Source organism: Actinomadura sp. NPDC000929 (genome assembly GCF_040492065.1).
GTDB lineage: Bacteria > Actinomycetota > Actinomycetes > Streptosporangiales > Streptosporangiaceae > Spirillospora > Spirillospora verrucosospora.
The window spans coordinates 1-13828 of sequence record NZ_JBEUPA010000030.1 but is presented as its reverse complement, the minus strand read 5'-3'; the positions used below and the strand labels follow the sequence as shown (position 1 = coordinate 13828).

At 74.4% G+C, this 13828-nt stretch carries 16 protein-coding genes and 1 pseudogene; 13 read left to right on the top strand and 4 right to left on the bottom strand.

The window, feature by feature from the left end; all coding sequences use genetic code 11:
* Positions 1–16: 16 nt before the first annotated feature.
* A complete protein-coding gene (locus ABWI04_RS13985) occupies positions 17–325 on the bottom strand; it encodes a hypothetical protein (RefSeq protein ID WP_345186027.1) in 309 nt (102 codons plus the stop codon).
* A gap of 581 nt (positions 326–906) precedes the next feature.
* Here ABWI04_RS13985 and ABWI04_RS13980 point away from each other — a divergent pair.
* Positions 907–1773, top strand: a complete 867-nt coding sequence (locus ABWI04_RS13980) for a Sco1979 family transcriptional regulator (RefSeq protein ID WP_345186073.1) — start codon at positions 907–909, stop codon at positions 1771–1773.
* Positions 1774–1783: 10 nt separating this feature from the next.
* On the opposite strand, the gene paaI is transcribed toward ABWI04_RS13980, so the two are convergent.
* A complete protein-coding gene (gene paaI, locus ABWI04_RS13975) occupies positions 1784–2224 on the bottom strand; it encodes a hydroxyphenylacetyl-CoA thioesterase PaaI (protein WP_378191194.1) in 441 nt (146 codons plus the stop codon).
* 91 nt (positions 2225–2315) lie between these two features.
* Here paaI and ABWI04_RS13970 point away from each other — a divergent pair, with 91 nt between their 5' ends.
* The 9 genes from ABWI04_RS13970 (at position 2316) to ABWI04_RS13930 (ending at position 10894) form a co-directional block, all read left to right on the top strand.
* Entirely contained in the window at positions 2316–2717 is a 402-nt protein-coding gene (locus ABWI04_RS13970; protein WP_345186030.1) for a nitroreductase family deazaflavin-dependent oxidoreductase, read from the top strand.
* Between the two features lie 105 nt (positions 2718–2822).
* Positions 2823–3953, top strand: a complete 1131-nt coding sequence (locus tag ABWI04_RS13965) for a phosphotransferase enzyme family protein (RefSeq protein ID WP_353832646.1) — start codon at positions 2823–2825, stop codon at positions 3951–3953.
* A gap of 152 nt (positions 3954–4105) precedes the next feature.
* Positions 4106–4972 (top strand): NAD(P)-dependent oxidoreductase, encoded by an 867-nt coding sequence (locus ABWI04_RS13960; protein ID WP_353832645.1) that lies wholly within the window; start codon positions 4106–4108, stop codon positions 4970–4972.
* A gap of 80 nt (positions 4973–5052) precedes the next feature.
* Positions 5053–5442 carry a VOC family protein gene (locus ABWI04_RS13955; RefSeq protein ID WP_345186038.1) on the top strand — a complete coding sequence of 130 codons (390 nt, stop codon included), beginning with the start codon at positions 5053–5055 and terminating at the stop codon, positions 5440–5442.
* 13 nt (positions 5443–5455) lie between these two features.
* On the top strand, positions 5456–6058 hold the full coding sequence (locus ABWI04_RS13950) for a class I SAM-dependent methyltransferase (protein WP_345186040.1): 603 nt from the start codon (positions 5456–5458) through the stop codon (positions 6056–6058).
* 67 nt (positions 6059–6125) lie between these two features.
* A complete protein-coding gene (locus ABWI04_RS13945) occupies positions 6126–6965 on the top strand; it encodes a hypothetical protein (protein ID WP_353832644.1) in 840 nt (279 codons plus the stop codon).
* On the top strand, positions 6962–8056 hold the full coding sequence (locus ABWI04_RS13940) for a hypothetical protein (protein ID WP_345186045.1): 1095 nt from the start codon (positions 6962–6964) through the stop codon (positions 8054–8056). The genes ABWI04_RS13945 and ABWI04_RS13940 overlap by 4 nt, the downstream gene beginning before the upstream one ends.
* Positions 8057–8063: 7 nt before the next feature.
* A complete protein-coding gene (locus ABWI04_RS13935) occupies positions 8064–9536 on the top strand; it encodes a hypothetical protein (protein ID WP_345186048.1) in 1473 nt (490 codons plus the stop codon).
* Positions 9533–10894 (top strand): AAA family ATPase, encoded by a 1362-nt coding sequence (locus ABWI04_RS13930; RefSeq protein WP_353832643.1) that lies wholly within the window; start codon positions 9533–9535, stop codon positions 10892–10894. The genes ABWI04_RS13935 and ABWI04_RS13930 overlap by 4 nt, the downstream gene beginning before the upstream one ends.
* A gap of 27 nt (positions 10895–10921) precedes the next feature.
* Here the strand turns inward: ABWI04_RS13930 and ABWI04_RS13925 are convergent, their stop codons facing one another.
* Complete coding sequence (locus ABWI04_RS13925) at positions 10922–11710, bottom strand: ABC transporter ATP-binding protein (RefSeq protein WP_353832642.1); 789 nt, start codon at positions 11708–11710, stop codon at positions 10922–10924.
* A 168-nt stretch (positions 11711–11878) separates the two neighbouring features.
* Between ABWI04_RS13925 and ABWI04_RS13920 the strand changes: the two genes are divergently transcribed.
* The 3 genes from ABWI04_RS13920 to ABWI04_RS13910 all read left to right on the top strand — a co-directional run bounded on the left by ABWI04_RS13920 (position 11879) and on the right by ABWI04_RS13910 (position 13564).
* Positions 11879–12418, top strand: coding sequence for a hypothetical protein (locus ABWI04_RS13920; RefSeq protein ID WP_353832641.1), 540 nt, complete (start codon positions 11879–11881; stop codon positions 12416–12418).
* Between the two features lie 102 nt (positions 12419–12520).
* Positions 12521–13210, top strand: a complete 690-nt coding sequence (locus ABWI04_RS13915) for a hypothetical protein (RefSeq protein ID WP_345186057.1) — start codon at positions 12521–12523, stop codon at positions 13208–13210.
* Positions 13211–13342: 132 nt separating this feature from the next.
* Positions 13343–13564 (top strand): hypothetical protein, encoded by a 222-nt coding sequence (locus ABWI04_RS13910; RefSeq protein WP_353832640.1) that lies wholly within the window; start codon positions 13343–13345, stop codon positions 13562–13564.
* 35 nt (positions 13565–13599) lie between these two features.
* On the opposite strand, the pseudogene ABWI04_RS13905 reads toward ABWI04_RS13910, so the two are convergent.
* Positions 13600–13828, bottom strand: a pseudogene (locus ABWI04_RS13905) (hypothetical protein); the annotation flags it as partial.

Here is a 13828-nt window from a genome sequence, read left to right as displayed (position 1 = left end):
CGCGCGGAGGAAGGTCTCAGCCGGTCCGCAGGGAACTCGCCCGGATCGCCAGTCGCTCGCGGAGCATGTCGACGGCCTCGTCGATGCGGGGCGCGGCGGCCTGCGCGCGCACGCGCCGGCCGTCGAGCTCGACGACGGCCTGGGCCAGGGCGGGGCGCGGCAGCGACCGGTCGGCCACCACGCTCAGCGTGACCTGGACGGACGTGACGCCGCCGATGCCGGTCAGCGCCTCCCGGACGGCGCGCTCGGCCGCCGCGCGCTCGTGGGCCGAGACGTCGCCCGAGGTCAGGAACCGGATCTCCGGTCGTTCACGGGTCACATTCATGGGTCCTCCCAGTTGCGTGGGACGTACTCGCCTGTCGAACGGCGGCCGCGACCGCCGCTCTGAAGGGTGAACGCCGCGGGCGCCCGGAATCGCGCCCGCGCGGGACGAGAGCTTCATCACTCGTCCGGCCGGCTCGCGGAACATACTCCGGGGAATGTTGGCCAAATAAGTGGTCAGGGGACATTCACGAGGACGACGACAGCCCGCGAAATAGCCTGTCAGGATTGGACGCCCCCTTTGCGGGAGAGCCATCCGCAATTCATGCTCCGCCGCCGGCCCCAGTGCCGGGAAAATGACCTCGGGGGCGACTCCGATGCAACGGCTCTGCAACGTTCCGCAGCCGCATCGCCACCGACAGCACTGGTCACGGGGACTCCGCTGCGGCTTCGCGCACGTCAACCGCCGTTCGGGCGCACCCGGACCGCAAGGCGGTATTCCTACTTCCCAAAAACGTCCGAGCATCCTCTAACATAGTGCGGTGCCGTTCCGCCCGCGAGCAGACCCGTCGACTGGCTGGTGACCCCTTGTCCCAGGATTCAGCTGCCCCAACACCTCCGGCCGAAGGTGATCCGGCCGGACGGCTGATCGATTATCCGCGCCGCGGCGGGCCCACTGTCCTGCGCATTCTCCTCGGCGCGCAGTTGCGGCGGCTGCGCGAGTCGCGCGGCATCTCCACCGAGCAGGCGGGCTACGAGATCCGCGGTTCGCACTCCAAGATCAGCCGAATGGAACTGGGCAGGGTCGGCTTCAAGGAGCGCGACGTCGCCGATCTGCTCACCCTCTACGGGGTCTCCGACCCCGCTGAGCGCGCCCCGCTGCTGGCGCTCGCCAAGGAGGCCAACACCCCCGGCTGGTGGCACCGGTACGGCGACATCCTCCCGAGCTGGTTCGAGGTGTATCTGGGGCTGGAGGAGGCCGCCTCCCTGCTGCGCACCTACGAGTTGCAGTTCGTCCCCGGGCTCCTGCAGACCGAGGACTACTCGCGCGCCGTCATCCGGCTCGGATACTCCGACGCCAGTGACGAGGAGGTCGAGCGCCGCGTCCAGATCCGCACCACCCGGCAGGAGCGGTTCACCTCCCCGGACGCGCCGACGCTGTGGGCCGTGCTGGACGAGGCGGTCGTGCGCCGTCCGCTCGGCGGCCGCGAGGTGATGCGCGACCAGATCCGGCATCTGATCGAGGTGTCGGAACTGCCCAACGTCACCCTCCAGATCGTGCCGTTCGGCGCGGGAGGGCACGCCGCCGCCGGCGGCCCGTTCACGATCCTGCGCTTCGCCGAGCCCGGCCTGTCCGACGTCGTCTACCTGGAGCAGCTCACCAGCGCGCTCTACCTCGACAAGCCGACCGACGTCGACACCTACATGCGCGCGATGAACAACCTGTGCATCACCGCCGAGCGCCCCGACGAGACGGCGCGCTACCTCACCCGCGTCCTGAACGAGCTGTGACCCGTGCGCCTCAGGGCGCGCCGCCGTCGATGACGCGCTGGTCCCGGCTCCGGCTCCCGCCGCGGAACTCCGCGATGACCTCCCCGCCGGGGACGCGCCGCACCGTGACGTCGTAGACGCCGCTCCGCCCGTAGCGGGTGCGTTCGACCGCCGTCGCCTCCAGGACGTCGCCGCCGCGCGCGCTCGCGACGAACACCACGTCGGCGGACGCCGCGACCGTCACGGAGTCATAGGTGTTGCACGCGTAGGCGAAGGCGGAGTCGGCGAGCAGGAACAGATAGCCGCCATGGGCGATCCCGTGCCCGTTCACCATGGTCTCGGCCACCGTCATCCGCAGCCGCGCCCGCCCCGGCGCGATCTCGGTGATCCGCATGCCGAGGTCCTGCGCCACCTTGTCCTGCGCGTACATCGTCTCGGCGCACCGCCGCGCCACCTCCGCCGCATCATCCACCACGCCAGGGTAGTGATCCCGGGAAGGGCGGCCCCGACCCGCGGGTTACAGAGGGGCGCCCCCATGGCCAGGGCGAAATGAGGAGAGAACCATGTTGTACGGCAAGGAACACGTCGAGCGGTACCAGGCGACCGACGGTGCGGAGGGACACGACTGGAACGGCACCGTCACCCTCCTGCTCACCACCACCGGACGGCGCAGCGGCAAGGAGCACACGACGCCGCTCATCTACCAGACGGAAGGCGACGCCTACCTCGTCGTGGCGTCCAAGGGCGGAGCGGACGAGCCGCCGCTCTGGTACCGCAACCTGCAGGACACCCCCGAGGTGAAGGTGCAGGTGAAGGGCGACAAGTTCACCGCGCGGGCCCGCACGGCGACACCCGAGGAGAAGCCGCCCCTCTGGCGGAAGATGGCCGCCACGTGGCCGGACTACGACGAGTACCAGAAGAAGACGGACCGCGACATCCCCGTCGTCGTCCTCGAACGCGTCTGAGACGCGGGGCGGCGCGGTTCACTTTCGCGCCGCGGCCGGGACGTGTAGCGTCGGCGTAGAACACTCATTCGACCGCCGTCCGTCCGAAGCAGCCGAGGTGCCGAGGTGCCGACGTCCCAGAGTGCTGACGCCAGAGACAGGGCCGACGCCGAACAGCGGGCCGGCGACGGCGGGCAGGCGGCGGACGACGGCGCCACCGGCGCGGATCCGCTTCCACCGCGGCTGCTGAAGCGCTGGGAGATCGGCGCTTCGGGCACGGCGACCCCGCTGGCGACCGGGCCGGGCGGCCGGAGCTGGCGCGTCGACGCGGCGGGCGGGGCGTTCTTCCTCAGGGAGCACACCGGCGCCGACCGGCGCCGCCTGCTGTTCCAGCACGGCGTCACGGCCGCGCTCGACGCGGCCGGCCTTCCGGTCCACGCGCCCGTGCCGGCGCGGAACGGCCGAACGCTGGTCACGGCCGCCGGCCGCGGATACGTCCTGTATCCGTGGGTCGGCGGCCGCGGCCGCGGCGGCCTGGAGCTGACGTTCACCCAGTGCGAGGCCCTCGGCGAGCTGCTCGGACGCCTGCACGCCGCGCTCGACGAGCTCACGCCGCCCGTCCAGCAGAGCATGCTCGTGCCGGCTCCGCGGGCCGCTGACGCGGCCGCCGCCGTCGAGGCGATGCTGCGCGACGTCCCGGACGGGGACGGCACCGACTTCGACGCGCTGACCGCGCGCCGCCTGCGGGAACGCCGCGCCCTGCTCACCGAGTTCGCCGGGCACCAGCCGCCCGACATCGAGGTGAGCACGGTCGGGCACCTGCACGGCTCGTTCCATGCCGAGCACCTCCGCTACGGCGGGTCGGGCAACGTCACCGCCGTGCTCGGCTGGGACGGCCTCACCACGGGCCCGGTCGCGGGAGAGGTCGTGCGCTCGGCGGCGCGGCTGTTCGCCTGCGAGGACGATCGCGGCCTCGATCTCGACCGCGTCCAGGCGTTCGTGCGCGGGCACCGCTCCGCCTTCCCGCTGGACGCCGGCCAGATCCAGTCGGCCGTGCACCGCGAATGGTGGGAGCGGCTCTGCGACGTCGCCCCGCTGCGGCACCGCTACCTCGGCGAGGACGGCGCGGGCGAGCGCGCTCCCGCCACGCTCGTGAGCTGGTGGTCGGCGCATCTCGACCGCACCCTCGACGCCTTCGCCGTGCCCTACACCGCCGTGTACGCCGACGCGCCGGGCGACAACCCCGCCTACGGCTGACCGGCCGCCCCGCCGGTCGGACGGCGCGGCGGCGCATCCCGCCCTCCCGGCGGGTAAGGACCCTGCGGATGCGGATCGGACCGCGATGTGCGAGCCTCGTCCCGCACGATTATGTATCGAACAGTCCATAAGCAGTCCATAAGGAGGGGCAGATGACTCAGGTCGCAGTGCTCGGCACCGGGATCATGGGCGCCGCGATGGCCCGCAACCTGCTGCGGAACGGCCACGGGGTCGCCGTCTGGAACCGCACGGCCGCCCGCGCGGAGCCGCTCGCCGCCGACGGCGCCGCCGTCGCGGCCGCCCCCGCCGAGGCCGTGCGGGACGCCGACGTCGTCATCACCATGCTGAACGACGCCGAGACCGCCCTGGCGGTGATGGACGAGGCCGCCCCCGGGCTGAGCGCCGGGCAGGTCTGGGCGCAGATGGGCACGGTCGGCGTCGCGGACGTGCCCCGGCTGGCCCGGTTCGCCGACGGCCACGGGCTGGCGTTCGTCGACGCGCCCGTTCAGGGCACCAAGCAGCCCGCCGAGCAGGGCAAGCTCATCATCCTCGCGGCCGGGCCGCAGGACGCGCGCAAGGTTCTGGAGCCGGTCTTCGGCGCGGTCGGCGGCAAGACGGTGTGGCTGGACGAGGACGGCGCGGGCGGCGCGGGCACCCGGCTCAAGCTGGCCGCCGTGAGCTACGCCATCTCGCTGACGTCGGTCGTCGCCGAGTCGGTCGCGCTGGCGCAGGGCCTCGGGCTCGACCCGTCCCTGCTCGGCGAGGTCCTCACCGGCGGCCCGCTCGACAGCCCCTACCTGCAGGTCAAGATGAAGGCGATGCTCGACGGCGACTTCGAGCCGAGCTTCGCGGTCCGCAACGCCGAGAAGAACACCCGGCTCATCCACGACTCGGCCGCGGCAGCGGGCGTCCGCGTCGACGTCAACGACGCGGCGGGCGAGCGCTTCCGGCGCGCGATCGAGCAGGGGCACGGCGACGAGGACATGGCCGCCACCTACCGCGCGAGCTTCGCGGACTGAACCGGGCCGGCACCGGGCCGACTCGCGCGGGCGGGCGCGCCGGTACGCGCGCCGGGCGGCGCCGGGGTCAGGATGGTGCCATGGACGTACTGAGCAGCCGCATCCTGCTTCGCCCCGCCGACCCGGCGCTGACTCAGCGCTTCTACCGCGACGTGCTGGGACTCGCCGTGTACCGGGAGTTCGGTCCGGCCGACTCCCCCGGCGTGGTGTTCTTCCTCGGTCCGGGCCTGCTGGAGGTGTCGGGGCACGGCGGCGGCCGGACCGGGTCGTCGCCGATGCTCTGGCTCCAGGTCCGCGACGTCCGGGACGAGCACGACCGGCTCGCGGCCGCCGGCGCCCGCGTCACGCGGGAGCCGCGCGAGGAGCCGTGGGGACTGGTCGAGATGTGGATCGAGGACCCCGACGGCGTCAAGATCGTTATTGTGGAGGTGCCGGAGGGGCACCCCCTCCGCCGCGACCCGCGCTCCTGACCCGGCGGTGACGATGACCGGCGACTACTGGAACCACAACACGCACTACCACGGCGTCGTGCTGCGCAACGTGCCGCGCGGATGCGGCGAGGCGCTGGACGTCGGCTGCGGCGACGGCCTGCTGGCGCGCCGCCTCGCGCCCCGCGCGGTGCACGTCACCGGGCTCGACCGGTCGCCGGACATGGTCGCCGAGGCGGCGCGGTCGAGCGAGGGCGTCGGCAACGTCGACTTCGTCGAGGCGGGCCTCCTCGAATACGACCTGCCGGAGGACTTCTACGACTTCGTCTGCAGCGTCGCCGCCATCCACCACATGGACTTCGTCAAGGGCCTGACGGCGATGCGCGGCGCCGTCAGGCCGGGCGGCACCCTGGTGGTCATCGGTCTGGCGAGCAACAAGGGGCCGCGCGACCGGGCGTACGCGGCGGCCGGCCTCCCGGCGCACTACTTCCACCGGTTCCGCAACCGCCGGCGCGCGGGCGACCCCGACGCCCCGGTCATGGACCCCGACATGACGTGGGGCGAGGTGCGGGACGAGGCGCTGCGGCTGCTGCCCGGCGCCGTGTTCCGCAGGCACCTGCTGTGGCGCTACTCCCTCGTGTGGCGCAGGCCGCGCTGACCCCGTCCGGACCCCATAAAACTGGAAAACACTGGAAGTGTCGGGAAGTACCTGTACTGTCTGCCGCATGTCCCGGCCCCCCGGCGTCCCGACCCCCGACGAGCTGGAGGCGCGCATCACCGAGCTGCGCGCCGCCGTGCGCCGGGCCATGGCCGCCGGCGACCGGGTGCGGGCCCGCGAGCTGCGCGCCGAACTGCGCCGGGGCGAGGCGGCGTGGGACGACGCCGTCCTCGGCGAGACCACCGGGCCCGGCGCCCGCCGCGACGCGCACGCCGGCCCGCGCGGCCTGCTGCCCGTCCGGGAGCAGGTCCACCAGGCCCTCACCCTGCTCGGGGCGCCCGCCGCGCCGAAGCTGATCGGATCGGTGTACGCGGCGTTCTTCCCCGGCGAGATCCCCGGGAGCAGCCTGACGAGCCTGCGCCGCGACGAGGAGCGCTCCTTCCGCACCGCGCCGTACGCGCGCCCCTACTACCTGTGCGCCGCGCTGACCGCCGACCTGCTCGCCCCCGCGCGCGGCCTGCTCACCGTGAGCACGTGGCCGCTGGAGCAGCGCGTCGTCGGGCCGCTCAGCCCGCGCACCGACTTCCTCACCTGCGCGCTGCGCCTGGCCGAGCACGCCGGACGCGGGTCGCCGTCGCCGGACGTGCAGCGGCTGCTGTGGCGTTTCGCGTCCAACATTCCCGGTGCGGCCACCGGTACGGTCGGTACAGTCGATCCGGCCGTGCTCGCCGAGGCCGCCCGGGCCGAGCTGGACGTGCACCGCGCCTCGGACCGGCGGCGGCGCGAGTCGGCCGCGGCACGCGCCCGGGAGCGGCTCGACGACGCCGAACGGCTGTTCGGCACCCGGCTGCGGGCCCTGCGGGATCCCGGCCGGCGCCCCGCCATCAACGGAGAGACGGACCGATGACCGACACCGCGCCGGACCTGGACCGGCTGCGCGGCGACGCGCCCCCGCGCAACCACGACGCCCGCACGATCGCCGCGCTCACGTCCAATCCGGGCTGCGCCCGCCGCGGGGTGATGGACGCGGCGGGCGTCGACAAGGACGCGGTCGCGCGGGCCCTGGGCTTCCCCGCGCCGTTCGGCCAGTCGCAGTTCGCGATCACGCGCGGGAACGCGTTCGAGGCGCAGGTGAAGGCGGACGGCTGCGCGGAGCTGCTGACGCTGCTGCGCGAGCGGCTCGGCCTCGCCGTCCCCGAGGTCGCCTACGACGACCTGGAGGTGGTCGCGGGCAACGAGGGCCGGGAGCTGCGGCACTCGCGCACCCGGCGGCTGGTCGCCCGCGCGCTGGAGACCGGCGAGGGGACGCTGTTCGACCATCCGCTGCTGCGGCTGGAGATCGCCGGGCGGCCCGCCTACCTGGAGCCGGACGTGATCGCGTTCCAGCTCGAAGGCCGGATGCACGTCATCGAGATCAAGTCGTTCGCGGTCGTGGACGGGCAGGCCGAGCCGGAGCAGGTCGCGGCGGCGGCCCGCCAGTCGGCGGTGTACGTGCTGGCGCTGCGGCGCCTGGCGGCCGAGCTCGGGCACGACCCGGCGCGCGTGTCGCACGAGGTGTTCCTCGTCTGCCCGGAGAACTTCTCGAACCGGCCCACCGCGACGCCGCTGGACGTGCGTCCCCAGCTCGCCGTCCTGGAACGGCAGCTCGCGCGCCTCACCCGCGTCGACGACATCCTCGCCGAGCTGCCGGACGACCTGACGTTCGCGCCCGGGGACGCGCTCGCGGAGTCCGTGCGGGCCGTCGAGGCGCGGTACGCGCCCGAGTGCATGGCGGGCTGCGAGATGGCGCTGTTCTGCCGGGACGAGGCGCGGGCGTGCGGCTCGACGGGCGCGCTCGGCCGGTCCGTCCGCGACGACCTCGGCGGCATCGACACGATCGGCGCCGCACTCGCGCTGGCGGACGGGTCGCTGCGTCCCTCCGACGACCTGGCCGAGACGGCCGAGCAGCTGCGCGCCGCGGCCCGGCTGCGCGACGAGGCGCTGCACGGGGCCGCGTGATCCGCCCATGAGTGCGCTGTCCTCGCTCGCGCGGTTGCAGGCGGCGGCCGCCGGGGTCGCGCAGCCGCTCGCGACCGTGCGGCACTGGCATGTCTCCGGCGCCCCGCTCGTGCTCGTCCCGTTGAAGCTCGCCGGGGAGGCGGCGGCGCCCCTGGCCGTGATGCTCGGCAGCGACCCCGACGACGCGACCCTGCTCGTGGTCCCGCAGCCGCGCAACCGCGACCTGCGGTTCGCCTTCGCGGCGAGCCTCGCCAAGCTCGTCCTGAACCACATCGAGACGAGCCGGGGCCCGGTCGAGGAGCTGCCGCCCGGCAAGGACGGCGAGGAGCGGATCCGGTACGGGGACGCGCCGCAGCTGCTCGTCCCGAACCGGGGCGGCGTCGCGTTCCTGCGGATGGTGGGCCGGTCGACGCGGTTCCGCAGCACCGAGGGCCCGTACGCGGTCGACCCCGCGGTGCCGGTGCTCGGCCGGTGGCTGACGTGGTTCGCCGACCGCCACGACCATCCGGGGTCGTCGCTGCTGGGGGCGGCGACCGAGCTGCTGCGGCTGCACTGGGCGACGGGCCAGAGCTCGCTGGAGGACGGCAACCTCGCCGCGCTGATGGGCTGGATCGACCCGCCGGACGGCCTCGACGGGCCGGCCGCGGCGGCCCGCGCCGAGGACCCCGTCGTCTGCCCGCCCGCGGGCCCGACGACCGACCCGACGTTCGACAACGAGGTCCTCGCCCCCGCGATCGCCGGCTACGACCGGTCGAACGGAGCCCCGGCGGCCGAGGAGCGGCTGCGCGCCGCGGTCGCGAGCCAGCTCACCCCGACCTGGGACCTGATGTGGCGGGCCGTCGAGCTGCTGCGGGCCCTGCCGGAGGGAGCGAGCGTCCCGCGCCGCTGGGAGCGCGACCGGGACGCCTTCACCTATTACCACCAGACGTTCGGCGAGGCGTATCCTCAGGCGCGCCGCGACCCGCCCGTCCGGGCGGCGCGGCGGCTGCACGACCTCGAACGCGCGCAGGACGCCTACGACGCGCAGCGGGCGTTCGACGATCCCCTGGTGATGGCCGAGCACCGGCTGGCCGGCCAGGCGTTCGGCGGAACGGTCACCGAGTGCGACCCCACCCGGCTGGACGAGACGGGCAAGCGGCCGAAGCTGCGCCCGCTGCTGCGGGTCGGCACGCGCGACCCGGTGCGGCTCGACGTCGGCACGACCGTGTGCAGCGCCGCCAGACCGGCGCTCAAGGGGAGGATCGTGGAGTTGGACGACGGCGGCGTGCTGCTGGAGCTGACCGGCGGGATGGGCCGCAAGCTCACCCCCGAGGCGGGCGCCGTCCCCGAGGTCGGCGACCGGGTGTGCTTCACCTCGCTGACGGAGGGCTCGTTCGGCGTGGCGAGGTTCCCCGACCGGGAGGACACGCCGTGGACGCACGGCGGGCCGCCCGTCGAGTACGTGCCGACCGACGAGGACGCCGAAGAGGAATGGTCGTGACCGGGCACGCGGGCCGCCATCTGGCGCCGGTGGCTGCGCGGGCCCCGGAGCCGCCCCTGGAACCCGGCGAGGCCGCGGCGCGGGTCGTCGACGGCGTCCTGGCCGACCTCGGCGGCGGGCACCGCGGCGTGGTGGTCGACTCCCCGCCGGGAGCGGGCAAGTCGACGCTGGTGGTCCGCGCGGCCGCGCACCTGGCCGAGGCCGGGGAGCGGCTGATGATCGTGGCGCAGACCAACGAGCAGGTCGACGACCTCATCGACCGGATCGCCGCGAAGCACCCCGGCATCACGCTGGGGCGGCTGTCGGCGTCCGGCTACGTTCCGTCCGAGCGGGTCATGGCGCACCCGTCGGTGCGGGTGGCGCAGAAGGCCGACGACCTCGCCGACCGCACCGTCGTCATCGCGACGGGCGCGAAGTGGGCCACGCTCTCGGACGGGTCGTGGCCGTGGGCGATCGTCGACGAGGCGTACCAGATGCGCTCGGACCTGCTGCTGCGCATCGCCGGGCGGTTCGAGCGGGCGCTGTTCGTCGGCGACCCCGGCCAGCTCGACCCCTTCTCCACCGTCGAGGTCGAACGCTGGGCGGGCCTGACCTGGGACCCGATGCGCAGCGCCGTGTCGGTCCTGCTCGCGCACAACCCGGAGCTTCCCGTCCACCGGCTGCCGGTGTCCTGGCGGCTGCCCGCGTCGGCGGCGCCGGTGGTGTCGGAGGCGTTCTACCCGTTCACCGGGTTCCGCGCCGGGACGGGCCCGGGCGACCGGAGGCTGGAGTTCGCCGCGCGCGGCATGGGCACCACCTACGACCACGCGCTGGAGGAGGCGGCGGCCACCGGGTGGGCCCTCTACGAGCTGCCCGCCCGGCACACCCTGCGCACCGACTCCGAAGCCGTGCGCGCGACGGCGGCGCTCGCCGTCCGGCTGCTGCAGCGCGGCCCCGTCGCGCACTCCGAGCTGGGCTCCGAACCGGTGGACGCCGCGCGCGTCGCGATCGGCGCGGCCCACCGCGACCAGGTCACCGCGATCCGCGCCGCGCTCGGCCCGCACGGCGAGGGCATCACCGTCGACACCGCCAACCGGCTCCAGGGCCGCGAGTACGACGTGACGGTCGTGCTGCACCCGCTGTCGGGGCGCCGCGACGCGACCGCGTTCCACCTGGAGTCGGGACGGCTGTGCGTGCTGGCGTCGCGGCACCGCCACGCGTGCGTCGTGGTGGCGCGCGCGGGCATCCCCGAGCTGCTGGACGCGCATCCGTCCGCCGAGCCGGTGCACCTCGGCGTGCCGGTCAAGTTTCCGGACGGGTGGGAGGCGAACCAGGCGGTCCTGGCCCATCTGGCCAAGCACCGCGTCGTCGGCGGCTAGCCGGCCCCGGGAGTGCGCGACGGCCGGTCAGACCCGTCCGGCGGTCGCGGCCCAGCGCCCGTCGTGCCGGCTGATGGTGATCGGATGGTCGAAGCACGCGCTGACCAGCTCGGTCGTGAGGACCTCGCCGGAGGGTCCGGAGGCGAGCACCCGGCCCTCGCGCAGCAGGAGCGCGTGGCTGGTGCTGACCGGCAGCTCCTCCAGATGGTGCGTGACGAGCACCGTGGTCAGGTCGGGGCGCTCGGCGCGCAGCTGGTCGAGGGCGGCGAGCAGCCGCTCCCGGGCGGCGACGTCCAGGCCCGTGGCGGGCTCGTCGAGCAGGAGCAGCGGCGGGTCGGGCATCAGCGCCCGCGCGATCAGCGCGCGTCCCCGCTCCCCCTGCGAGAGGTTCGGCCAGCGCGCGTCCGTGCGGTGCGTGAGGCCCATCAGCGCGATCAGCTCGTCCGCGCGGCGCAGCTCCCCCTCGGCGGGCGTCCAGCGCGGGACGAGCTCGATGGTGCCCGTCGCGCCGGTCAGGACGATCTCGCGGACCGTCCGCGCCGACTCCAGGGGGTGGCGCGGGTTGACCTGCCCGATCAGCCTGCGCAGCTCCTGGACGTCCACGCGGCCGAGCCGGCGCCCGAGGATCTCCGCCGTGCCGCGCGTCGGGTGGGCGTAGGCGCCGAGGACGCCGAGCAGCGTGCTCTTGCCGGCCCCGTTCGGGCCGATCAGCGCCCAGTGCTCGCCGCGCAGCACCGTCAGCGTGACGCGGTCGAGCAGCGTCCGCCGCTCGCGCACCAGATCGATCTTGTCGGCGTTCAGCACGACGTCGGGCACGGGACCTCCCGTTCGAGAGCACGGTATGTGGGCACGCGGGAGATGTGCGGCGTGCGGACGCGGGAGACCGGGGTCGCCGGGGCGGATGCGTCGGTGAAGGGTCATCACCGTACCCGAACGCCGCGGCCTGGTACGAGCGAGGCGTCCGGCCGGATACTGTGAGAGCCGGTGCCCCAGGGATCGGGGAGGGACATGGAGGACCTCGGCTTCATGTGCGCCCGCTGCGGCGGCGAGGTGCACGACGTGACGCACAACCGCGAGGGCACGCTCGACGGCGTCGGCTACCGCCACAACCGGCGGGTGGAGCCGTGGGACCACGAGCTGGAGCTCGCGGTCGGAGAGCCCGCCCCGCTCGACCGGGTATGCGATTTCTGCGGCGTCGCCGCGCCGCAGTGGCTCTACTACCCGACGCTCGATCCCGACGACACCGAGATGTTCGAGGTCGAGCTCGACACCACGCACCTGTCGGACGACGACACCGCCGTGGCCGTCCTCAACATGCTCTATCCCTGGTACGGGTGCGACACGTGCTCGGTCCTGGTCGCCGACCGCAACGTCGACCTGCTCATCGCCCGCGCCCTCGACCGGACCCCCGTCCCCGCGGACGGCCCCGTCGACGAGGACACCGTCCGCGCCCGGCTGCGGGGCTCCCTCTCGGTCTTCTTCACCACCCGTCCGGGCAGGCCGCAGCCTTCCCGGGCCGTGTAGCGCGCGCGGCGCCCGGCTACCCCCGGGGGGTGGGATGTCGGTGGGGCTCAATATGATCGGTCCCGTTTTGGTTTGGTGTACGTGAGCACGGGGGACATAGAAATGATCATCGAGAGGCGGTTCCACGGGCCGGAGGGGTCCGGGAACGGCGGGTACGTGGCGGGGCGCCTGGCAGGGCGGGTGCCGATCGACACGGTGACCGTGACGCTGCGGCGGCCGCCGCCGCTGGAGACCGAGCTCGCCGTCACGGTGGAGGACGAGCGCGGGCACAGCGCGCGGCTGTGGGACGGCGAGCGGCTCGTCGCCGAGGCGCTGGCCGGCGCGATCGTGGTGCCGCCCATCGCGGCCGTCCCGTTCGAGGAGGCGCTCAAGGCAGCGGAGAAGTACCGGGCGGCGGAGAACCACCCGTTCCCCGGCTGCTTCGTCTGCGGGCCGGAGCGCGAGCCCGGCGACGGGCTGCGGCTCGAACCGGGCCCCGTCGCCGAGGGCACCGTCGCGGCGCCGTGGATCCCCGAGCGGGTGCCCGAGCGGGAGCTGGTGTGGGCCGTGCTGGACTGCCCCGGCGGCTGGTCGTTCGACGTCGCGGGCCGCCCGGCGGTCCTCGGCACGATGACGGCGCAGGTCATGGACGTGCCGGACGCCGGCGAGCGGTGCGTGGTGATGGGGTTCGCGCGCAGCCGCGAGGGCCGCAAGATGCACGCGGCGACGGCCCTGTACGGGGCCGACGGGCGGCTGCTGGGCCGCGCCGAGCAGATCTGGATCGAGGTCGATCCCGAGACGTTCGGGCGCTGACCGTCCGGCTGACGTTCCGACGGCGCAGCCGCCCGAGTCCGCCTGTTTCGGCGAATTGTGTCGTCCGACACTGTCACGCGCGCCGGATCCGCTGTTCAATCTGAGCTTCCGCGGAAAACGGGAGGCCGATCGATGCGCGGAGACGGGTTACTCATCGTGGGGCTGGCGGCGCTGGCCGTGTACACGGGGGCTTACTGGGAGCACGCCCGCCGCGCCGCGGTGGACATGGGGCGGAGCCGCCGGAGGGTCTCCGCGCCGCGGCGCACCGCGGCGAAGGAGCGCGACCAGGTCCTGATGTCCGCCTCGGTGGCGGCGCTGGCGCTTGCTCTGCTTCTGGTGGCCGGCCTCGGCTGAGCCCGGGACGGCGCGGCCGGCCCGGGCGTCGACGGTCAGGGGCCGGTGAACAGGGGGTCTTCCCGGTCCGCGCCGTTGAGGGGGCGGACCTGGTTCGGGGGGTTGCCGCCCGGGGCGAGGTGGCCGCCGGTGGTCGAGGCGGGCGTCCCGTTCGGGACGGGAGGCTGGTTCGGGACGGGGGCCCCGAGAGGCGCCGGCGCGCCGGGGCGGGCCGGGGCGCCGCCCGGGAAGGGGCCGCCGATCGGCGGCGGGCCCGGCGGCATG